The 20,914-nt window shown below is 65.3% G+C and carries 18 protein-coding genes and 1 pseudogene; 8 read left to right on the top strand and 11 right to left on the bottom strand.

What is annotated here, in order from left to right:
• Nucleotides 1-501: 501 nt before the first annotated feature.
• From OHB21_RS13815 to OHB21_RS13800, 4 genes are all read left to right on the top strand, one after another.
• On the top strand, nt 502-1,188 hold the full coding sequence (locus OHB21_RS13815; RefSeq protein WP_195142608.1) for a hypothetical protein: 687 nt from the start codon (nt 502-504) through the stop codon (nt 1,186-1,188).
• 102 nt (nt 1,189-1,290) lie between these two features.
• Nucleotides 1,291-2,241, top strand: a complete 951-nt coding sequence (locus OHB21_RS13810) for a TRM11 family SAM-dependent methyltransferase (RefSeq protein WP_195142609.1) — start codon at nt 1,291-1,293, stop codon at nt 2,239-2,241.
• 132 nt (nt 2,242-2,373) lie between these two features.
• Complete coding sequence (locus OHB21_RS13805) at nt 2,374-2,841, top strand: hypothetical protein (RefSeq protein WP_195142610.1); 468 nt, start codon at nt 2,374-2,376, stop codon at nt 2,839-2,841.
• 64 nt (nt 2,842-2,905) lie between these two features.
• Entirely contained in the window at nt 2,906-3,523 is a 618-nt protein-coding gene (locus tag OHB21_RS13800; RefSeq protein WP_195142611.1) for an NUDIX domain-containing protein, read from the top strand.
• A 41-nt stretch (nt 3,524-3,564) separates the two neighbouring features.
• Here OHB21_RS13800 and OHB21_RS13795 read toward each other — a convergent pair whose 3' ends face one another.
• From OHB21_RS13795 to OHB21_RS13755, 8 genes are all read right to left on the bottom strand, one after another.
• Nucleotides 3,565-4,596: a hypothetical protein gene (locus tag OHB21_RS13795; RefSeq protein ID WP_195142612.1), complete on the bottom strand. Its 1,032-nt coding sequence runs from the start codon at nt 4,594-4,596 to the stop codon at nt 3,565-3,567.
• A gap of 1,117 nt (nt 4,597-5,713) precedes the next feature.
• A complete protein-coding gene (locus OHB21_RS13785; protein ID WP_163845300.1) occupies nt 5,714-7,312 on the bottom strand; it encodes a carboxylesterase/lipase family protein in 1,599 nt (532 codons plus the stop codon).
• Between the two features lie 78 nt (nt 7,313-7,390).
• Nucleotides 7,391-7,822 (bottom strand): MarR family winged helix-turn-helix transcriptional regulator, encoded by a 432-nt coding sequence (locus OHB21_RS13780; RefSeq protein ID WP_163845299.1) that lies wholly within the window; start codon nt 7,820-7,822, stop codon nt 7,391-7,393.
• A gap of 167 nt (nt 7,823-7,989) precedes the next feature.
• Entirely contained in the window at nt 7,990-9,078 is a 1,089-nt protein-coding gene (locus OHB21_RS13775) for a DUF3068 domain-containing protein (RefSeq protein WP_163845297.1), read from the bottom strand.
• Between the two features lie 488 nt (nt 9,079-9,566).
• Nucleotides 9,567-11,168, bottom strand: coding sequence for a bifunctional 3-(3-hydroxy-phenyl)propionate/3-hydroxycinnamic acid hydroxylase MhpA (gene mhpA / locus OHB21_RS13770; protein WP_195142461.1), 1,602 nt, complete (start codon nt 11,166-11,168; stop codon nt 9,567-9,569).
• A gap of 1 nt (nt 11,169) precedes the next feature.
• A complete protein-coding gene (locus OHB21_RS13765; RefSeq protein WP_163845292.1) occupies nt 11,170-12,138 on the bottom strand; it encodes a fumarylacetoacetate hydrolase family protein in 969 nt (322 codons plus the stop codon).
• Nucleotides 12,135-13,271, bottom strand: a complete 1,137-nt coding sequence (locus tag OHB21_RS13760) for a VOC family protein (RefSeq protein WP_163845290.1) — start codon at nt 13,269-13,271, stop codon at nt 12,135-12,137. The genes OHB21_RS13765 and OHB21_RS13760 overlap by 4 nt, the downstream gene beginning before the upstream one ends.
• Nucleotides 13,268-15,217: an AMP-dependent synthetase/ligase gene (locus OHB21_RS13755; protein ID WP_228815644.1), complete on the bottom strand. Its 1,950-nt coding sequence runs from the start codon at nt 15,215-15,217 to the stop codon at nt 13,268-13,270. Before OHB21_RS13755 ends, OHB21_RS13760 begins: the two co-directional genes overlap by 4 nt.
• Before the next feature lie 18 nt (nt 15,218-15,235).
• Here OHB21_RS13755 and OHB21_RS13750 point away from each other — a divergent pair, with 18 nt between their 5' ends.
• Together OHB21_RS13750 and OHB21_RS13745 are read left to right on the top strand one after the other, a co-directional pair.
• Nucleotides 15,236-15,898, top strand: coding sequence for a TetR/AcrR family transcriptional regulator (locus tag OHB21_RS13750; RefSeq protein ID WP_106199274.1), 663 nt, complete (start codon nt 15,236-15,238; stop codon nt 15,896-15,898).
• 543 nt (nt 15,899-16,441) lie between these two features.
• A complete protein-coding gene (locus OHB21_RS13745) occupies nt 16,442-16,906 on the top strand; it encodes a hypothetical protein (RefSeq protein WP_195142462.1) in 465 nt (154 codons plus the stop codon).
• Nucleotides 16,907-17,026: 120 nt separating this feature from the next.
• Here OHB21_RS13745 and OHB21_RS13740 read toward each other — a convergent pair whose 3' ends face one another.
• From OHB21_RS13740 to OHB21_RS13730, 3 genes are all read right to left on the bottom strand, one after another.
• On the bottom strand, nt 17,027-17,362 hold the full coding sequence (locus tag OHB21_RS13740; protein ID WP_195142463.1) for a YnfA family protein: 336 nt from the start codon (nt 17,360-17,362) through the stop codon (nt 17,027-17,029).
• A 170-nt stretch (nt 17,363-17,532) separates the two neighbouring features.
• On the bottom strand, nt 17,533-17,973 hold the full coding sequence (locus OHB21_RS13735; protein WP_195142464.1) for a MerR family transcriptional regulator: 441 nt from the start codon (nt 17,971-17,973) through the stop codon (nt 17,533-17,535).
• Nucleotides 17,970-18,317, bottom strand: a complete 348-nt coding sequence (locus OHB21_RS13730) for a hypothetical protein (protein WP_195142465.1) — start codon at nt 18,315-18,317, stop codon at nt 17,970-17,972. The genes OHB21_RS13735 and OHB21_RS13730 overlap by 4 nt, the downstream gene beginning before the upstream one ends.
• Nucleotides 18,318-18,411: 94 nt before the next feature.
• On the opposite strand from OHB21_RS13730, the gene OHB21_RS13725 reads away from it, so the two are divergent.
• Together OHB21_RS13725 and OHB21_RS13720 are read left to right on the top strand one after the other, a co-directional pair.
• A complete protein-coding gene (locus tag OHB21_RS13725; RefSeq protein ID WP_195142466.1) occupies nt 18,412-18,747 on the top strand; it encodes an ArsR/SmtB family transcription factor in 336 nt (111 codons plus the stop codon).
• Nucleotides 18,744-20,902: pseudogene (locus tag OHB21_RS13720) on the top strand (heavy metal translocating P-type ATPase). The gene OHB21_RS13725 and the pseudogene OHB21_RS13720 overlap by 4 nt, the downstream one beginning before the upstream one ends.
• Nucleotides 20,903-20,914 lie beyond the last annotated feature (12 nt).

Here is a 20,914-nt window from a genome sequence, read left to right as displayed (position 1 = left end):
GACCACACCACCGACAACGGCGAGGCTTCCGCACGATCCGGCCTCCCCGCAGAAATACCGTAATTCGCATTCATGACCATTCCCCTTGCTCGAGGCGTTGAGAAAATCCGACTCGGCAAGGACACAGAACGGCCGCCACCAAAAAGCCTCCAGAGAACTTCCAAACGACCTCGAGATGACCTCCGAGCGCTTACCGGTCATCGGAGTTCGGCCGCGAAAATCCGGTACGAATCACTCGGGGAAACACTCAGGAAACCGTCACTACCAGGGACTATGTACGTTTGGTGGCGCCACGGTGGCGCAGTACACCGCGCGAGAAGGTCTCTGGTGAAGCCCCCTGAAAAAAGTGCCAGAAACTGCGCTCAATATCTGCTTGTATCGAGAATTGATCACCTGAATTGCATTGTTTTCGGGACGGTTCGATGTCCAAAAACGGCGAATTCTTGAGGAGTTGACCAGTGCACACATTCCCATGCACTGGAACCGACAAGGACCGCGCCGATGACCGAACACACCCCAGCCCGCCGCCGACGCCACACCGGTGGCTCCGCCTCGCGCCGCGCTCCGGCGGTCGAGGTTCCTGCAACCATCTGGGCCGCGGGAATCAACCCGATCGAAGCCACCGACCAGTGGCCGACACCGATCGTCTCCCGCGGTGTTACCGAGTTCTCCCACCCCGGTGATCAGGTGCTGCTGGTGCCCCCGGCCTCAGCCGCCCCCGGCACCCGGCCCTTCTTGGCGCCGGACACGGCCACCGCGCTCACCATGATCGACGACCTCGGACGCCACAGCCTGATCGAACGCCCCGCCGGCTCCCCCGATGCTCGCCACCCCCAGAAACCGCACGATGAGGAATCTGTTGCCCTCATTCTGGCCAGCTTCCTGCCTCCTGAGACAACACCACCCTCGTCGGTTGGCGAGGTCGTGGCGCTCGCCGCCTCACGCCTCAACCCCGGCGGCGTGCTCGTCGTACTCACCCGCTGCACGCACACCCGCGACGGTGTCCTGCTGGATCCGACCGGCTCGACAGTAGCCGCCGCCCAGGCCGCCGACCTGCTATTCCTCCAGCACATCGTCGCCGTCCCGATCGCCGGTGACGCCGTCTCCGCACCCGCGATCAATCACACCAGGCCAGCCCAGAGACACCGCATTGTGCATGTGGATATCACTGTGCTGCTACGGCCCTGACCCCGCAGCGATGACCCTGCTCGTACCGCCCCCGGCACCCACGGCGCCGCGCATGTGGAGTGCGGTACGTAGCTCCCGACTCCCGAATCGAGGCACCCTTCGATGACCACCACCCACAAAACCGACAACGCCGGAGCCGTATCGGTTTGGCCGACCGCGCAATCCGCACCGGCCAGCCAGCGCACCAACCGCTACCACCCCGACAGCGTCAAACACCCCGCGAAAATGCTTCCCGCCATCGCCGCCCATGCCATCGAGGCATACACCCAACCTGGCGACCTGGTCCTGGACCCGATGTGCGGCATCGGCACCACTCTCGTCGAAGCCCTGCACCGAGGCCGCCGCGCTGTCGGCATCGAATACGAAACCCGGTGGGCCGACCTCGCCCGCACCAACACCGACCTTGCCCACGCCGCCGGCATCAACCTCGACGCCGCCGTCTACCAAGGCGACGCCCGAAAAGTTCCGACGCTGCTCCCCGACGACCTGCGCGGACAGATCGACCTCGTCATCACCTCACCCCCGTACGGCGACTCCACCCACGGCCACGTCCGGGTCAAGCCCGGCGAAGGCGTCCGCAAATACGACCACCGATACGGGGCGGTCCTCGACCGCGGCAATCTGGCCAACGTCGGCATCGGTCGGCTCCTGACCGGATTCACCAAAATCCTCACCGGTGTCGCCGACTACCTCAGACCCGGCGGACACGTCGTCATCACCGCCCGCCCCTGGCGGCAGCACGCCGAACTCATCGACCTACCCACCCACATCACCACCTGCGGCACCCTCGCCGGACTCACGCCCGTCGAACGATGCGTCGCGCTGCTGGGCCGCCTCGCGGAGGACGACATCATCGCCCGCAGCAGCTTCTTCCAACGCGACTTCATCGTCAAAAATCGCCGCGGAGGACTCCCAGTGCACCTGATCGCCCACGAGGACGTAATAGTTCTCCAACGCCGCGACGCGCCAGAATCGTTGCAGCTCAAGCAAACTCACCCAAGCCGCAACTTGATGTCCACGGCTGCCTGGGTCGACCGCAAATGGGCGGCATGAACTCCGACAATATCCACAGGGCGGGGCGACCGGGTTCAGCGGAACCCGGTTCGCCCCTGTCCCCGGAGGCAGCCCCGTGCGGCTGTGGCCGTGGGCAGACGGGGCCCGGCGCCGCGTTCTAGGATCAAGCCAGTGGGGAAAGATTCAGAAACCGCCCAGCTGGCCTCGTCATTGACAAGCTGGCTCGCCGACGTCCGGGTCACGGGCCTCTCAGCGCGGGAAGCGACAGCGTTGATCACCGAACAAACGGTTCGGTGGGCGCACGCCAACGGCTGGACGGTCGACCTCGAGCGCGAGGCATTGATCGCCAGGCGCACGGGACGGCGGATGTACCACGGCCACCTGGACGTCTTCTGCTGGCGCGACGACCATCTGCCGTGCATCGCCATCGAGATCGACCGCTCGAACAAGCGATGGTCGGTGGAGAAACTGCTCGCCGAGGCCGACACCGGCAACATCGCTCTCTGGGTGCGCTGGTACGGCACCACACGAATCGTCCTCCCGAACACCGTCGGCCTCGTCGACATCAGCGCGACAGCAGCGTTCGAACGCCCCCGAAGGGAACCCAGGCGGAGAGAACGACGCGCACCCCGCATATAGGGGAAAGCGCATCGAAGAGCAGGCACTTCCCAGGTGCCGGAAGGCGTCGCTATGCTCGCGCGCCATGGAGTCCGCCACCGCAGCTATCGCCGATATCGTTGCCGCCATCACGCCAATCGATGAGATCGAACAGCAACATATCCAGCAGACACTGTCCTGGCTTGCCCGAACCGACGACGTCTTCCGTCGGATTGCACCTGCGACGCCGCCGCAGCATTTGGTCGCATACGTGGTGTTGGTCGACCCCGGAGAGCGCGGCATCTACCTCGGCCGGCACCGCAAATCCGGTCTCGATCTGCCCATGGGTGGACACCTCGCGCCCGGCGAACACCCGCGCATTGCCGCGCGTCGGGAAGCGCGCGAGGAACTCGGGTTCAACCCGAGGTTCGATGTCGTGGGCGACCAGCCCCTGTTTCTGACCGTTACCCCTACCGTTGGACCAACCGCCGGGCATGTCGACGTTTCGATCTGGCATGTCGCCCGGGGCGACCGATCCCGGGACTACGACCTCGATCCCGCCGAGTTCGACGGGGGCCGCTGGTGGGACCTCGACCCACACCGACTGCCGGGCACCGATCCCCACCTCCCGCGGTTCATCCGCAAACTCGACAGCATCCTCCAACCCGCCGCCGCTCGATTACCGGTAACCACCGATATTCGACCGTGCGGAATGAGCAGCTGATGGGCAGGGATGGTGACGCAGCTCCGGCGGGTTGCTTCCGGTCAGGTCTGCCTGCGGACAAGTTCGGCGGCGTAGCCGTGGTGAGTATTTCCCGCTGCGGTGGTCCAGTTTTCGGCCGTAGGGATCGACAGGCCGAGAAGGCTACTGATCACGGCGGCAGGCAGTTCTGCCGCCAACTCCATCAGTGCGGAGTTGCGGCCGATGCGAGCCGGGATGCCGAGTGGCTGAAGCCGCTGCATCTGATGCATCGCTGTCAGATGGCGACCTGGGATGCCGCCGGGGAACAGCCACGGGTGGTCGTCGGTGTGACCGAAGGCTCCGTGGCCGCGGCGGTTGTTGACCAAGCGGAGGACCAGCTCACTCATGGGTGCGGGCAGTTGGACCGGCTTCGATCCGAGTTTGAGGTGGACGCCGTGTTCGTCGGAGATGACGTCGCTGGTCGTCAGTGTCACGGTTTTCGACAGGTGTTGGGCGTAGAGCAGCAGGAGCAGGCCGGCTACGCGGTCGCGGTCGTCGATGCTGTCGTCGTGCAGGAGGCGTCGGGCCAAGGTCCAGCGCTGGTCAGCGTCGGTGAAGACGGTGCGGTGCTCCGGGCAGGTCCGCGCCGGGACGACGAGGCGCCTGCCCGCGCCGTGTCGGGCCGCCCAGCTGAGGAACTGTCGGATTGTGAATCTGGTGGTGGGTCCGTCGTCGAGCCATGCGTCGACGTCTGTTTGGCGGCATGTTGCGAGGGTTCGGCCGTTGTCCTGCAACGAGTTCGACAGGCTGACGATGTTGCTGACCTCGACCCTGACCACGGTCTGCTGCCGATTGGTGATGGGGCTGGATCGGCGCAAGCGTCGCAGGTGAACCCAGGTGATGTATCGGCGCACGAGGCCACGGTCGGCTGTGTCGGCTATGGCTTCCAGCGTGGGCTCGAGCCATCGTTCGAGCCTGATGAGGTATTCGTCGCGGGCCGGCAGGTGTCCAGCGGTGACGAGGACTTGTCGCAGACGGAAGATTTGACGCTCGGGACTCAGAGTGTCGAGGACGGCGTGAGTCACCGGCCCGTGGGCTGCGGCCAAGCTCGTCATGACGGCGCGGCCACCAGGACTGTTGATCCACGACAGGACACTGCGAGGAGTGCTGTTGGCCAGCAGTATCCGTACCACCGGCTCGAGGTCGGGGCGGATGACTCCGTCGGGTCCGGCCAGGACTGCACGCAGCAGCGGCGGGCAGGCACAGCGTTGGCATTTGCCGTGGACCTTGGGGGACCTTACTACAACCCTGAAACCGCAGGGAGAAGCCCTGAAACGCCGGCAGAAGCCCTGGAGTTTCTGATCCAGAAGCTACCCGACCCGACAAGTCCGGCCCCGCCACCCGTGGAGCACCCCAAACCCCGGCGGGTACGGCAACTCGACGCCGAGGAAGTCGCAGAGCTGATCACCGGATACAAGGCCGGAGCGACCGTGTACGAACTGGCCAACCGATTTGGTATCGAACGACGCACAGTCAGCGGCATCCTCCACCGACACGATGTACCGATGCGCCGCCGGGGCCTGTCCCCCGACCAAGTCGACACTGCCATCCATCTCTATAGGCTCGGCTGGCCACTCGCAAAGGTCGGCAACCATCTCGACGTCAACCATACAACCGTTCTGGCCGCACTGCGTCGACGCGGAGTACCCACGAGGGATTCTCAGGGACGGGCGCGTCGGTGATCGACACCGAACCGGGTCGCGGCCGACTCGACCTTGCCTCGACAGCTTTCGGTCGAGCTCGTCGGCTGTCGAGTAGACCACGCGCGGGCGCGCAGGATCAGGCAGGTGGTGGTGGCGTGGGAGACTCGGTTGCATGAGCGCCGACGTCGGCCCGCATCGGCAACCCCGCCGCAACGATCCGCTCGAGGTGGGCGATGCCTTGCACATGAGAAAAGCCCATGTCCGGTCCAATCCCCGTGTTGTGACAGCCTTTTTCGTCCGGCATAGCTTCGGTGTAGGCGAGCCGGGCAGAAGCCGTCGACCGCGGAGTGCAGGTAGAGACATCCAGCCATTGCTCCGAGCCGTTTGGCTGCGTCGGCGGTTCCAGATGGCGCGGAACCGCGACCGTGGGCCCGCCGGCCGCCGCCATCGACGATTATCCGGGCCGGGGCATCGGCGGTGGTGGCGAGATAGTGCCGTTGGTGGTGAACCATGATCAGGTCATTCTGCCCTAACCGATCCGGCTGATCCCCGACCACAGGTCGCAATGATGCTCGGCGGCGAAGGAATCGGCGGTGCTGATCCCAGAGCTGCTCATTTCGAGAGTGGAGCCGGGGGTGGTCGGCCAGTCGACGAAGTCCGCTGTCACCGGATCGCCGGTGTGGGCGAAACGTGACCAGCTCTGCTGGATGCGGCGGGAGAGCTGGTCGCCTGCCGGAGGAAGCGGGATCGGGATGCCGAGCATCTCGGTGAACACATAAGGAAGTTCGGCCGCGTGAAAGGCGCCGGGAAGCATCGGGTTCTGGCCGAGCGGCGCTTCGTTGAAACGGTATTGCCAGACCTGGGCGCCACCGGCACGCGCGGCCTCGGTAGTGAACAGTGCTGGGCACGCGAAGAATCCGTCGGTGAGCACCTTTTCCTTTGCCTTGGCCGGGGAGGAGAAGTCGGCTGGCGGGTATCGGTGCAGAACCAGGCCGGCATTGTCGCCGAACAGTTCCTGCGCCCAAGTCAGGTAATCGGATTCATCGGGGATCATGCCTTTCAGGTAGTCGAGCAGGGCGATGAAAGTAGCGCCCTCGTCGGCATTGCTGCCTACCACCAGCGGCAGGTCGCGGGCGGCTCCGGCGGCGAGCGCCTGTTCGGGAGTGGAGGTCAACACGACCCCGTCCCGTACGGGGCTCCAGGTGACCGCCATCGAATGAAGTTCGACGCTGGGCGAATCCAGGAGCTTCTCGACCGGAAGGGCGCGCAGGCAGTTCAGTCGCGTGTGCGGATTGCGGCAACCGAGGCTCGCCGCGTAGTCGGCCGACCGCTGGAAGGCGAGTTCGGAGTCCGGCGGTGACAGCGGGCTGCGCGCGCACGACCCGCTCTGAATGATCGCCCGGTGGAAAAGGCCCCGTGCCAGCGGCGAAGCGAGCTGCGTGCACACACTCATTCCGCCGGCCGATTCGCCGAAGAGGGTGACATTGCCGGGGTCGCCACCGAACGCGGCCGCGTTCTCCTGAATCCAGCGCAGCGCGGCCTGTTGATCGAGCGTGCCGTAGGTGCCGGTGATGCCGCCGGTACTGTCGGCCAGTTCGGGTAGTGCGAGGAAACCGAACGGACCGACCCGGTAATTGGGGATCGCCACGATGACCTTGCCCTCCCGCACCAGCCGGTCTGGGGAGTCGTACTGGGCGTTGGAGCCGAGTACGAAGGCGCCACCGTAAATCCACACCATCACCGGAAGATCCGCGCCCGCAGAGTTCTCCGGCACATAGATATCGATACTCAGGCAGTCCTCGCTCGATTCCTGCACCGCCAGCCCGAACGGCGCCGGCGAAGCCTGCGGGCACTGCGGCCCATGCGCGAGGGCCGCACGCACACCTGCCCACGGAATGGCCGGTCGCGGTGGAGCGAAGCGGTATTCACCCGAGGCGGGTGCGGCGAACGGAACACCGAGGTATTCGACGATCCCATTGGTGTGCCGACCGCTGATGAGTCCGCCTGTGACGGTGACCACCGTGTCATCGGGTGCCGCCGCGGCGGGCGGAACCAACACCGCCGCACCGACACTCGCGAGGACGACGGCTGCCACCAGCAGCCAACGGAAGAATTTCGGGCTCTGCAACGCACGCTCCCACAGTGAAATACTTTTGGAACAAAACTATTGTAGGTGACCGGCCTCACAGCGGGAAGAGTGCACGACCTATTCGTCCAGCACGGACAGCAATCGTTGCAAGGCCGGAACCGCGGATTCCAGGACTTGCTGATCCTCTGGTGACAGTTTCGCCAACGAGTCCCGCAGCATCGCCGCACTGGCCCGGTCGTATCTGACCAGCAGTTCCTTGGCCCGCGCCGTCGCGACAAGCACCACCCCGCGCCCGTCCTCGGCCGACGGAACTCGATCCACCAGATCCGCCATCGTCCGCACCAGATTGCTCACCGTCGACTGCGCCACCTTGAGCTCGAACGCCGCCCGTCCCGGAGCCAGGCCATCCCGCGACACCAGCAATCTCAGCAGTTCGATCTGCGCCTCCGGCAAATCGGGCAATCCCTCCAGTACCCGCGTCCGTCGCAGCACCGCTCGCCGCAACGGTCCGAGCAACGCACTCAACTGAGCTTCGACCTCGCCTGCCATCCCGCCATTCTCCCGGCCTCGCATGACAGAGTGTGCGTGGTGTCTCGCAGGAAGCTCAGCTTCCACATCCGAGCGCACCGCCCTGTCGTCAGGCTCGCCCGTCAACCGAGCCACCGGCAACCGCGTCACCACCTCGCCGACAACGAGGCTGGATGCGGGATCACTTGTTACATTGTTCGACCGACAGTTCCGGCCGACATGGAGCGGCGGCACCGAGCGGAGCCCAGTCGCCTGATCCCGATGATCAATGCGGCAACGGACCCGAGAGCAGCGATACCCGGGCCGATAACGCGTAGCGCCGCGATCTGTTTGCGAGCAGCGGCCACCTGGGTGGCCATCTGGTCGATCGTCTGATCGTCGAATTTCAGGTCGCCATCGAAAACGGTTATCCGGTCGGGGGCATCGGCGGTGGTCGCGAGGTAGCGCAGCTGGTGCTCGTTGATGATCACGACGGCGCCGGTGGTCGGCTCGACCCAGTAATCCCGCGTTGCCGAATAGTACAACGAGACTCCGACCAGTTCATCGCCGCCCTTACCGCCCAGGAGCCTGGCCGGGAGGTCCACCCGCCCACGCATCGGGAGCAATCCGCTGAGATCGACAACCGGGATGTCAGCACGGAAGTGCAACAGTCGTAGACCGTTTCGGACGGTGGAGTCATCGACGTAGGCCATGGTCGTCTCACGCTGCGAGATCGCGTCGAAGTATGGATGATCACGCTTCGCCGTGCCGAAGGGAAACTTGTATTGCAGGCCGTGGCGGACAGTTTCGAGCGGCTTCTGATCGAGTTCGAACACGGTCATGGCTGGTCGCCGCTGAGGCATGCCAGTGGTTCTGCTGACGGTAACCTGATCGACCGACGCGTCGAGCAGTCTCGATGTATCGGTGCGATCGCGCCGAGTGACTTCGAAGGAGACGCAAAGTGTGACCACGTTCGAGTCCGTCGGAACGACGCTGTTGACCAGGGTGGTCAGCTGTACGGGAACCTCATGGTCGATGTGCACCGTTCCCTCCAGCAGTTGCCTGAAGTCCAGCACGTCTCCCGTCCCGGTCGCGACGGTGACCTGATGGATCCGGTCCGGGAATTTCACCAGACTCTTTGCCACAAGGGTGGGCAGGACGATCGCGACAAGGGCGAGAATCGTGGCGGTACCCACCGCGATATAGCCGAGACAACGGGCGCGAGACCGGGTTTCGCGGGCCGCACCCGCGGGCACGGACGCCGGCGGGCGCCGGGAATGGACAGCGTTGTCGGGCATGGTCGGTCCCTTCGAGTTCCGCTCCCGCCGGATCGGTTGCCGCTCGGGTGTCTATCGGCCGACTGCGGCGAGCGAACTCGTACAGCCGTCCGATCGGTCGGGGGGAGGTGGCTCGGTTCAGTGATGGACTCCCATCGCCGTACCACCAAGACATTGATGACGATATCGTCACATGCGACGCAAGTCTCAGTCAAGGAAATATGACGAATTCGTCACTATGTGGTGCGCACACCCATGTGCCATGGATTTCACGGCCAACCTCAGGTGCTCGATGAGACGTGGATTTTCCGGCATCAGCACCGCCGGAGCCGGATCTGCACTGCCTGTCGCCGCGCAGCCGGCAGCCTCGACGACCGCATAGGATGCGGGGTTCGTGTGTGGACCGGGTCGATTCGAGCTGGAGAGTGCGGGCGTGACGTAGGTGCGGATCGGGTATCGCCGACCTCGAACACCTCCCGGCCGACCGGCCGGGAGGTGAGGGAAAACCGCTACCGGATTTCCCCTGCTTCGGCCGCATCGCGGGCGCCGTCCGACCAATCGCAGCGGCCGCGATAGACCACTGGGCAACAGGTGTCCGGTACCGGCAGGCGGACAACCGCGTCGCACAGACGTGATAGGTCGCGGCCGGCGCACTGAACGGTGCCGTCGGGGCGGATCAGAGCTGCGCGGGCGCGCCCATGGCGCAGCCAACGATGGAGTTCCTCCCCGGCGTTGGTGATGATCAGGACCGCAGCGCGGTCCTCCACCATCGCGCGCTGGGCCGCGGTCGGTGTCTGCGAGGTGATGAGGGCGAACCGGCCCGTGATGAGGTCGTCGAGTCGCCGGCCGTCCGGTAGTGGTGGATTCGGAACGAGTCGTCCAGCGAGGCTGGTGAACCGCGCAGCCTTGGTCACCAGGCTGCTGTGGTGCAGGGCGGGGGTCTCGCCGTTTATGAAACGCCGGTCGAACCCGGGCATGCGGTGCACATACGGTGCGAAGACCCGGCGAGCTCGGCTACCGATCTCACCACCGGCGGTCATCGATGCGCCGAGCAGCATCGCGATCCGAATCATCGCCTGCGCGTGCGGCTTTCGTTCGATTTCGTAGCTGTCGAGGGCGTCGTCGCCGAGCTCGCCACTGAGTACCGCGGCCAGCTTCCAGCTCAAGTTCGCGGCATCTCGGAGTCCGGCGCCCATGCCCTGGCCGATGAAGGGTGGTGTCAGGTGCGCCGCGTCGCCCAGCAGAAAGGTGCGCCGGGAGCGCCACTGCTGGGCGACCCGTGCACAAAAGGTGTACTCGGCCACCCGAAGCAGCTCGAAATCGGCGAGCGCGACCGACTCGGTCCAGGGCCGGATCAACGGCAGCAGATCCTCCATCTTCTGATAGTCGGAGGCGGATTCGTTCGGCAGCAGCTGAAATTCCCAGCGATATCGCTGTTCCCCGATACGCATGAAGGTGGCGGCCCGGTTCGGGTCGCTGACCTGGTGTATACCGTCCCACTGTGCCAGTTCGGCGCTGGTCGCCACATCCACGACCAGCCAGCGTTGCCGGAAACCGAAGTCTCGCATGCCGACGCCCATCGATGTGCGCACGATACTGTTCGCACCGTCGCAGCCGAGCAGGTACCGGCCGCGGATCGAATTCCGAGCACCGGTCCGGCGGTCGATGTAATCGACACGGACACAATCAATTTCATCGACATATCCGATGACCTCCACCTCGCCACGGATAGTGACCTCGGAGCGGTGACCGGCATTTTCGCGCAGTATCGCTTCCAGCTCCGGTTGATCGAACAGATTGGCCTCGGGATGCCCGTTGCGGCCCGGGTTGGGGTCACGATCGAACTGCGCCAGTACATGACGCCCGGCTCCGTCGATCAAGCGCAGCCCGAGCGCGGGCCGGGAGATGGCATCGAATGCGGTGCCCACCCGCAACCGGGTCAGTATCCGGCGGACCTCACCGTCGAGATGCACCGCGCGGGGTTGCGGATAGACGCCGTTCCAGCGCTCCAAGACAACCGTTTCGATACCGTACTGCGCGAGCAGGGTCGCGGCCGTCAACCCGCTGGGCCCCGCGCCGACGACCACGACCGGAACTGCGGCAGTGCTCATCTCAGCGCGCGCCTCGCACGGTGGTGCGCTGGGTGCCGAGGTCGATGGCTCCGTCGTCGGTGCCGATCGATACTTCGATGAGGTCTCCGGGTTGGAGGTACTTCGGATTCTTGGCCTGGCGGTCGAAGAAGATCTTCCATTTCAGCTTCGGCGGCAGCAGCGATCCGATCATCTCCACGGGCTTGGGTGGTGCACTGAGCGCAGTGCCGATCGGCGTCCCGGTCAGCAACAGATCCCCGGCATCCATGCGCTGGAACCGAGTCAGGCTTCGCAGAGTCTCGACCGGCTTGTAAATCATGTCGGTCACCGTCATATCCTGGCGGATATCGCCGTTGACCCACAGGCGCAGCCTCAGTTCGTCGAATCGCTTCAACTCGTCGGCGTCCACGAGCACCAGCGCCGGACCGACCGGAGTGAAAGTCGGATATGACTTTCCCTCGTAGAACTGGGTTTTGGGGAGTTGCACATCGCGTGCGGAGATGTCGTTCGTGACAACCAGGCCGGCGACGTAGTCGGCCAGATTCGCTGCGTCGATGTGCGATCCGACCGGCATCGCCCGGCCGAAGACCAGCCCGATCTCGACCTCGTAGTCGAGCAACCGCACATGCTCGGGGCGAATCACATCGTCATAAGGCCCACTCACCGAACCGGATGACTTGCGGAAGAACGTGAGCGGAACCGACTCCGGATCGCCTCCCGAATCCTTGACATGCGACGCGAAATTCGTCATCTGCGCCACAACCCGGCACGGAGCGGTCACCGGCGACACCAGCGCGAGCTCACTGACCGGAACCAATTGCGGCGCGAGTTCGCTGATGGGAACAACTTCGCTGTTGCGGCACGCGGCGTTGATCGCGGGCCGGACAGCGAGGAGTTCGGCGGTGGTTGTCGCATCCGTATCGATCCGGGCCGCTCCTGCGGGTGTCTGCACCCACCAGGCATTAGCGGTGCGAAGAACGGTCACAGTCATGTACGGGCTACTTTCATCAGGCCGAATAACCGGCGAATGTCGAATTCGTTGTCGTTCTCACCGACTGCGCGAAGTATCGAAAGCAGCTCACGCAGCGATTCCGGGCCGGGCGATATCCCCAGGAAATCTCGCGTCGCAGGTGGACCCCATTGAGACAGGCCGGAGGCCGTCATGGGAGCCCAACCTGGCTCGAGGGTGTTGTCGAACATGTCACCGTCGCTGAAATGCTCGACCAGGAAGCCGTCGGGATCGCGCCAGTAATCGAAGATCTGGCTCCCTTGAATATGCCGCCCGATACCCCACGACCGGCGATATCCGTGATCCTGGAGATATTCACCGCCCGCAGCGAGTGTGTCCAGGTCGGCCACCTGAAACGCCGAGTGGACGTATCGATTCGAGGGACCGAGCGTCAGCGCGAGCGTATGGTGATCGACCGGGATCGACCCCTGATCGCATCGGATGAAACTCATGACCGGGCCACGATCCCGCTGCCCCGGGAAAAACAGGAAATCGCTGACGATCAAGCCGAGGTACTGCAGGTACCAATCGAGCGTCTGCCGATACCGAGTCGTCTGGACGACTACGTGCCCCAGACGCTGAATACGCGCCGGCGCTCGCGGGGAACGCTGCGTGCTGTTGATCCGAGTCAGGCGTTCCCCGAAGTTGAGGCTCAACGGAGGGGGTGCCGGTAACGAATCGAGTTCACGGGTGTCGCAGACAACTCTGACGCGAAGCCCGCTCGGGTCGACGAGCGTAACCGCCATCCCACCGACCGATTCGGGTAGCGCCACAACTCGCGACCCCACTGCGTCGCCGAGTCGCTTCAGGTCCGACGTTTCGGCGGCGCGAAAGGCCGGACCGAGGAATCGGGAGCGGGGAGCGCGGCGTACCCGAATGCATGGTGAACCAGGTTCGGTTCCACGGAGCTGCAACTCGGCCTCGGTCCGGGACGCCGTCGCGAACCCGAACGCATGGGCGAACGCCTCGGCCCGGCGGAGGTCGGGTTTTTCGAACTCCAGCCAGGCCAGATCCACGACCTTCACCACCGGGTTCACTGCCCGTCCCAGGTGTTCGCCCGGCCGGGCGCCCTCAGCGCTGTGCAGGCCCGCGTGAGCGTCGTGACGACCGTTCATCGGAGCGCGCCCGCCTGGTCGCTGTAGATACCCTCGATCGTCTCGGCGTAATTGCGGAGTACAACGGCGCGTTTCATCTTGAGGCTCGGGGTGAGTTCGCCGGATTCCACGGTCAGATCGCGTGGCAGTATCCGGTACTGTTTGATCGTTTCCCAGCGGTTGAGCCTGCAGTTGACCTCGGTGATTGCCTGCTCGACGGCGGTCGACACTGCATCGTCCGGCAGGTCACCGCGCACTTCGGGGTCGATGGTCAGCAGAATGCTCACGAAGTTGCGTCCGTCGGCGACCACAACTGCCTGCGACACCAGTGGGCAGGTGGCCACTACCGCCGATTCGATCGGGGCCGGTGCGATGAACTTTCCACCGCTGGTCTTGACCAGATCCTTTTTACGATCGGTGATCTTCAGGAACCCGTCGGCATCGACCTCACCGATATCACCGGTGGCGAACCAGCCGTCGGTGTCGATGACCTCGGCAGTTTGCTCGGGTAGACCGTGGTAGCCGCGCATGATCCCTGGGCCACGCAGCATGATCTCCCCGTCGTCGGCGATGCGGACCTCGGTTCCCGGGAAGGGCTGTCCGACGGTGCCGATACGAATATCGCCCGGCCGGTTCACGAATGCGACGCCCGTGGTCTCGGTGAGGCCGTATCCCTCGTTGATCGCCAGGCCGATGGCCGCGAACCACTCGGCGATCTGCGGCGACAATGCTGCACTACCGGAGACGAGGTACTCGATCCGTCCGCCGAAACCTCGCCGGATCCGCGCGAAAACGAGCCGGTCAGCAACGAAGAGTTGCATCCGTTGCAGCACCGAGCTGGCCCGACCGGCCGAGCGTCGGCGAACAGCGTCGACCCCGACCGCGATAGCCCAGTCGAAAAGGGCTTTCCGCATGCCCCCCTGGGCAGTGACCATGCTGACGACCCGGGCGTGAATCTTCTCGAAAACGCGCGGTGCAGCGGCCATGAAGGTCGGCCGGATGATCGGCAGGTTGTCGACGATCCGGTCTATCCGGCCGTCCACCGCCGTAACGAACCCCGTTTCGTACTGGGCGGCGAGCAGCAACTTGCCGAAGACATGGGACAACGGCAGCCACAGAAACTGCACGTGGTCGGGCCGGACAACGTCCTCACTCGCCACCGCCGCGCCCAAGTAGAGCCAGTTGGCATGGGTCAGCTCCACCCCTTTGGGTCGTCCCGTGGTGCCCGAGGTGTAGATGATCGTCGCGAGTTGATCGCGACCGACCGCCCGCACGGACTTGACAACAGCATCCGCGTCTTCTCGAAGATGCCTGCGGCCGAGCAGCGCCAGTTGCGCAAGCGTGAGGACCGAATCATCGGCAGCGTCGGCGTCGCCGTCGAACAGCACAACATGGCGCACCGCGGTTTCGGAGGCTCGAATCTTTGCCAGCTGATCACGATCCTCGGCGAAGACGACGACAGCGCCGGCGTCCGCCAGGATGTAGCCGACACCTTCGGCGTTCGTGCTCGGGTACACAGTGGTGGTCGCCGCGCCGGCCAGCGCAATGGCGAGATCGGCAAGGATCCATTCCAGACGGGTCGAGCCGGCAATGGCAACCCGGTCTTCCGCGAGCACACCCAACGCAAGCAAACCTGCGGCGAGGTCCGTGGCACGCCGAGCAGCCTCCGACCACGTCAAGGTCAGCCAGCCCGTATCCGTCTCATTGGGCGCACGGAACGCCGGTGCATGCGGCGCCCTCCCGGCCTGAGCGAGGAAACACGCGCCGACCGAGTCAAATTTGTCAACGGCGAGAGTGGTCATGTCACAGCTTTCGTGTGGTGTTTGCGAAAGACGGAAGGGACGCCGGACCCCATGCGAGATCGCAGCGCGTGCCGTGATGGTCGGCCATCGTCGCCAACCTTCACTGATGACGATATCGTCACCTACGAACAGCACGTCAGTCAAGACAATTGACAGAATCGTCATTACTGACACCACGCAGGTATGATCGACCGAGTGACCGTTCCCCAGAATCGGCTCGAACGCCGCAAGCTGAGAACTCGGACAGCGCTCATCAGCGCTGCCCAATCACTGCTCGCGGCAGGGAATCAGAACGTGCCCGTCCTGCAGATCACGCAGCTCGCCGACGTCGGGATGGGTTCCTTCTACAATCACTTCGAAACGAAGGAACAGCTGTTCGAAGCAGCGGTCGACAACGCGCTAGAGGCGCTCGGCGATGTACTCGATGCGCTGACCGACCACCTGACCGATCCGGCAGAAATCTTCGCGCAATCCGTCCGGTTGACCGGACGCCTGCATCGACTCGCACCAAAGATGAGCAAGGTCGTACTCTCGGCAGCACCCGGCCAGATGTCATCGGATCGCGGACTTGCCGCACGCGCCCGCCGCGACCTCGCCAGCGGCATCGAAGCCGGCCGCTTCTCGATCCCCGACCTCGACCTCACGCTCGTTGTGGTGTCCGGAGCCGTCGTGTTCCTCGGTCAACTGCTGCACGACCAGCCCGACCGCGACGACGCGGCCGCCAGCGACCGAATCACCGAGGATCTACTGCGTTTCGTCGGAGTTCCCGATGAGGAAGCACGTGCGATCTGCGCTCAACCACTCCCCGACCTACAACAGCTGCTCGCGGACACCGCGATCTGTTGATCAGTGGGCACGGTAATGCTCGGTCACGATCGTTCGCCGGACCCCGGATCTGGTACAGCTCACGGTCACCTACCCGGACAGCTACGCATCCAAATTCGACCTCGGCGTGTTCTGGCACGCGCAGTCGCCAGCGCTGCTAGAGGTCGGACCCGTCCTGCACCCCGACTACGCGGTAGCCGGCAATATGGACGCCCTGTTCAACCGAACAAGCCGACCACGCGATCGACCTCTACAGCCGAGGCTGGTCCCTGGCCAAGGTAGCCCGACACATCGCCGTCAACCCGACCACAGTCCTGACCCGACTGCGCGAACGCGGCGTCCGAACTCGCGACAACCCACGGACGAACCCGGCCCTGACAACCGACAGCCAGCTGGCCTGAAGGCAGCCGAGTCCTCCCGACCTAATCAACACCAGGAGCAACGAAGACACTTTAGGGGAACTAGAACCCTCACAACCAGGATTTCCCCTGCTCAGCGCCACGTCCAGGTTGAGCGTCCAGTAGCAACAGTGAACCCCCAAGTCTCTGACCTGGGGGTTCACCTATGGTGGACCTTGGGGGACCTTACTACAACCCTGAAACCGCAGGTAGAAACCCTGAAAGGCAGTTGGTAGCCCTGGAAAACCTGATCCAGAAGCTACCCGACCCGACAACTCCGGCCTCGCCAACCGTTGAGCGACCCAAACCCCAGCGGGCACGGCGACTCGACGCCGCGGAAGTCGCGGAGCTGATCACCGGATACCAGTCCGGAGCGACCGTGTATGAACTGGCCGACCGATTCGGCATCGAACGGCGCACGGTCAGCAACATCCTCCACCGACACGAGGTACCGATGCGTCGCCGGGGCCTGTCCCCCGACCAGGTCCACACCGCCATACACCTCTACAAACTCGGCTGGTCACTCGCACGCGTCGGCAACCATCTCGGCGTCAACCACACCACGGTCTTGGCTGCATTGCGTCGGGCCGGGATACCCACGCGGGATCCTCGTGGGAGAGCGCGGCTGTAATCGCACTTACTCCACCGAATGATCCCGGATCCGAACAGCAGACTTACGGCGGCGACATCGCCGATCATCAGTCGTGATCGCGGGGGCGCGTCTGCTGCGAGGCCCGGAACGATACCTGACTCAGCCGGTGCGTGGTGCGTACATGATGACCGCGACGCCGAACAAGCAGATGACGGCACCGACGATGTCCCATCGGTCGGGACGGAAGCCGTCGGCGGCCATGCCCCACACCAGGGAACCAGCGACGAAGACGCCACCGTAGGCGGCGAGGATGCGCCCGAAGTGGGCGTCGGGCTGCAGGGTGGCAACGAACCCGTAGACGCCAAGGGCGATGACCCCGGCACCGATCCAGCCCCAGCCACGATGTTCGCGCACCCCTTGCCACACCAGCCAGGCCCCGCCGATCTCGGCGACGGCGGCCAGAACAAACAACACGATCGAACGCACAACAGTCACGGGCAGAGCCTAGAAACCCGCCCTCACGATGGTGTAACCACGGTGCGGCCGAACAAGAGCTCGCGCAAGCACCCTGGAACTGTGTGGCTGTCGCATCCGATGCGGCAGCCACGCACACAGCGGGCAATCATCCGGAAACGCCGAACGCGAGAAGCGCGAAGCCCGTCGGTTCAGCAACCACCGGCGCCGGTGTCGTGGCTGGCAGCGTCGAACGGCACCGGGCAGGAAAGGCTTTCGCTGCATGTGAGCAGGTCGTCGCAACCGGCGGTAACCGCCGCGCGTAAGGTGTCGCGCACTGCAGTGAGCTCGGCCAGCCGGGCATCGATCTCAGCCAGTTTCGCCGCGGCGCGGGCCTGCAACCCGGCGTCGGTGCGGTGGCGGCGGCTCCGCTCGGTGGCCGTGAGTAGGTCGGCGACCTCGTCCAGGGTGAACCCGAGCCGCTGCGCGGCCTTGATCACCCGCAGCACAGTGACCGCATGCTCCGGATACAGCCGGTGCCTACCCAGCGACCGAGTCGGTTCGGCCAACAGCCCGCGGCGTTCGTAGTAGCGCAGCGTCTGGGCGTTGACGCCCGCGGCCTCGGCGAGCTGGCTCGTGCGCAGCCCGCTCACCAGCGCTGCCCACCGATCGCAGCGTCGACCTGAGCGGCGAACGCGTCCAGCACCTCGACATAGGCAGCGGGGACTCCGACCTGCATCACCGGCCCGATGTCGGTGACGTGGAAGACGAAGGTGAAAAACGAGCAGCAGCTGGTCTCGCGCGCCGCGAGATCGCGAGCGGCGGCCTCCGCGCCCGCGGTGAACAACAGATCCAGCCGCCTCGGCTCCGGTCGGTCGAGGCGCTGGACGGACTCGGCGAAGAACTGGTCGAACTCGGCAACTCGAACCAGCTGCTCCACCGTAGGCAGGGTGCACGCTTGCGGCACCCAAGCGCCCTGAGCTGGTGAAGTCGTCATGAATCCACGGTAAGCCTGTACCCAGGTACAGGATGCAACACGGAATTAAGTTCATTGTTTTATGAATACAGATTCTGATGTAACGTATGGGTTTATGGAGACGTTGCCGGTACTGCACACCGGCGCCTTGGCCCGGTTCGGGCACGCACTGTCGGATCCGACCCGCACACAGATTTTGTTGAGCCTGCGTACCGGACCTGGCTATCCATCGGAGATGGCCGACCGGATCGGGGTGACGCGCCAGATCCTGTCCAACCATCTGGCGTGCCTGCGCGGGTGCGGGCTGGTGGTAGCGGTACCGGAGGGGCGGCGCAGCCGCTACGAACTCGCCGACTCCCGGATCGCGGCTGCGCTGGAGGATCTGTTGGGGCTGGTACTGGCCGTGGATCCGGCGTGCTGCCCGGCGGCAGCGACCCAGGACTGCTGCTGAGAGCACTCTGTCGAGGACATGAGAGGCGAGAGAAGACGAGCGACGCGTGCTGCGGCATCGACGAACCCCGCGACAACCAGCACACTGCCGCTGAGCGGCCGGACCGGTTGTGGCAGGTGCGGGAACTGCAACTGGCCGCTGCCGCGGGCATCGCGCTGGTGGCCGGGTTTGTCGCCGACTGGACGGGTTTCGGGACAACCGCAATCGTGCTGCATCTGGCCGCCGCGGTGATCGGTGGCGTGACGTTCGTGCCGGGGACGGTGAAAGCGCTGGGACGGCGCCGGATCGGTGTGGGCACGCTGATGACGATCGCGCTGGTCGGGGCGCTGGTGCTGGGTCAGTTCGCCGAGGCGGCAATGCTGGCGTTCCTGTTCTCCATCAGCGAAGCCCTCGAAGACTATTCGCTCGCACGCACCCGCCGTGGCCTGCGAGCACTGCTCGCTTTGGTTCCGGAACGGGTCCGAGTGCTACGTGCCGAGGGCGAGGCGGTCATCGACCCGGCCGAACTACGGGTGGGCGATCGGATGCTGGCACGGGCCGGGGACCGTATCGCCAGCGATGGCATCGTGGCTGAAGGTCGCTCCAGCCTCGACACCGCCGCGGTGACCGGGGAGTCGGTGCCGGTGGAGGTCGGGTCTGGGGATGCGGTGTTCGCCGGATCGATCAACGCCCACGGCGCGCTGGTCATCGAAGCGACCGCGACCGTCGCGGACAACTCCCTGGCCAAGGTCGTGCGCGTGGTCGAGGACGCCCAGCAGCGCAAGGGCACTCGGCAGCGGCTGGCCGACCGGCTCGCCCGGCCTCTGGTGCCTGCGGTGATGGTGCTTGCTGCCGCCATCGCCGGGCTCGGCGCGATATTCGGTGATCCCGGGGTGTGGATCGAGCGGGCGCTGGTGGTGCTGGTCGCTGCCGCACCGTGCGCGCTGGCGATCTCGGTCCCGGTCACCGTGATCGCCGCCGTCGGGGCCGCCACCCGGCTCGGAGTGCTGGTCAAGGGCGGCGCCGCGCTCGAGACACTGGGCGTGGTGCGCACAGTTGCGCTCGACAAGACCGGCACCTTGACCCGCAACGAGCCCACCGTCGTGGAGATCGTGCCCGCCGCCGGGCACACCCGCGAGCAGGTCCACGCCATCGCCGCCGCCGTCGAAGCCCGCAGCGAACACCCCCTCGCCGCCGCGATCCTGGCCTCCGCACCCACGTCGGTCTCGACCGCGGCCGACGTCATGACCGTGCCGGGTGCGGGCATCGAAGGCATTGTCGATGGGCGTGCGGCCCGGCTCGGCAAACCCGGCTGGATCACTCCCGGCGCGCTGGCCGGCGATGTCGACCGGCTTCAGGACACCGGGGTCACCGTCGCCGTCGTCGAGCACGACCACATCGTGATCGGGGTGATCGGTATCCGCGATGAGCTGCGTCCCGAGGCCGCCGACGCCGTCGCCGCGCTGCGGGCCGCGGGGGTGCGGGTGGCGATGCTGACCGGTGACAACACTCGCACCGCCACCGCCCTGGCGACCCAGGCCGGTATCGACGATGTGCACGCCGAACTGCTGCCCACCGACAAGGCCGACCACATCACCAGGCTTCGTCGTGAGTGGTCCGGCGCGGTCGCGATGGTCGGCGACGGAGTCAACGACGCCCCGCATTGGCGACCGCCGATATCGGGATCGCCATGGGGGCCATGGGCACCGACGTCGCCATCGAGACGGCCGATATCGCCCTCATGGGCCACGACCTGCGCCACCTGCCCCAAGCCATCGCGCACGCACGCCGCGCACGCCGCATCATGCTACAGAACATGGGCCTGTCCGCCGCCATCGTCGTGTCGTTGGTGCCGCTCGCGGCCACCGGCATCCTCGGGCTGGCCACCGTCGTGTTCATCCATGAACTCGCCGAAGTGTTCGTCATTGCCAACGGCGTGCGCGCCGCGCGCCTACGACCCTTGCCCGGCACACCGCAACCCGGCAGCGCCGTCCCGGCTGCTGCGGCGGCACAGCCCAAGTCACTGCGGACCGTCGCCTGCGCGTGCTGCCCACCCTCGGAAACCGCCGCGCCCACCCAGGTCACCGTGGCGCGCGACAACCTGCTCGCACTCGCACCCTCACCGATCACCCTCGCATCCACCCCGGCCGGTCGCGACTGCGACTGCTGCGACTGACCAACCGACCCC

The sequence above is a fragment of the Nocardia puris genome, assembly GCF_036051655.1.
Lineage (GTDB): Bacteria > Actinomycetota > Actinomycetes > Mycobacteriales > Mycobacteriaceae > Nocardia > Nocardia puris.
Note: the sequence above shows the minus strand (reverse complement) of the source record. Positions and strands in the feature narration are given on the sequence as shown.

Coding starts and splice junctions, on each gene's coding strand:
- OHB21_RS13725 (WP_195142466.1), top strand. CDS start 18,412: ATGGAGACGTTGCCGGTACTGCACACCGGCGCCTTGGCCCGGTTCGGG.
- OHB21_RS13750 (WP_106199274.1), top strand. CDS start 15,236: ATGATCGACCGAGTGACCGTTCCCCAGAATCGGCTCGAACGCCGCAAG.
- OHB21_RS13760 (WP_163845290.1), bottom strand. CDS start 13,271: ATGAACGGTCGTCACGACGCTCACGCGGGCCTGCACAGCGCTGAGGGC.
- OHB21_RS13815 (WP_195142608.1), top strand. CDS start 502: ATGACCGAACACACCCCAGCCCGCCGCCGACGCCACACCGGTGGCTCC.
- OHB21_RS13775 (WP_163845297.1), bottom strand. CDS start 9,078: ATGCCCGACAACGCTGTCCATTCCCGGCGCCCGCCGGCGTCCGTGCCC.
- OHB21_RS13810 (WP_195142609.1), top strand. CDS start 1,291: ATGACCACCACCCACAAAACCGACAACGCCGGAGCCGTATCGGTTTGG.
- OHB21_RS13755 (WP_228815644.1), bottom strand. CDS start 15,217: ATGACGATTCTGTCAATTGTCTTGACTGACGTGCTGTTCGTAGGTGAC.
- OHB21_RS13765 (WP_163845292.1), bottom strand. CDS start 12,138: ATGACTGTGACCGTTCTTCGCACCGCTAATGCCTGGTGGGTGCAGACA.
- OHB21_RS13795 (WP_195142612.1), bottom strand. CDS start 4,596: ATGACGAGCTTGGCCGCAGCCCACGGGCCGGTGACTCACGCCGTCCTC.
- OHB21_RS13780 (WP_163845299.1), bottom strand. CDS start 7,822: ATGGCAGGCGAGGTCGAAGCTCAGTTGAGTGCGTTGCTCGGACCGTTG.
- OHB21_RS13745 (WP_195142462.1), top strand. CDS start 16,442: ATGGTGGACCTTGGGGGACCTTACTACAACCCTGAAACCGCAGGTAGA.
- OHB21_RS13800 (WP_195142611.1), top strand. CDS start 2,906: ATGGAGTCCGCCACCGCAGCTATCGCCGATATCGTTGCCGCCATCACG.
- OHB21_RS13730 (WP_195142465.1), bottom strand. CDS start 18,317: ATGACGACTTCACCAGCTCAGGGCGCTTGGGTGCCGCAAGCGTGCACC.
- mhpA (WP_195142461.1), bottom strand. CDS start 11,168: ATGAGCACTGCCGCAGTTCCGGTCGTGGTCGTCGGCGCGGGGCCCAGC.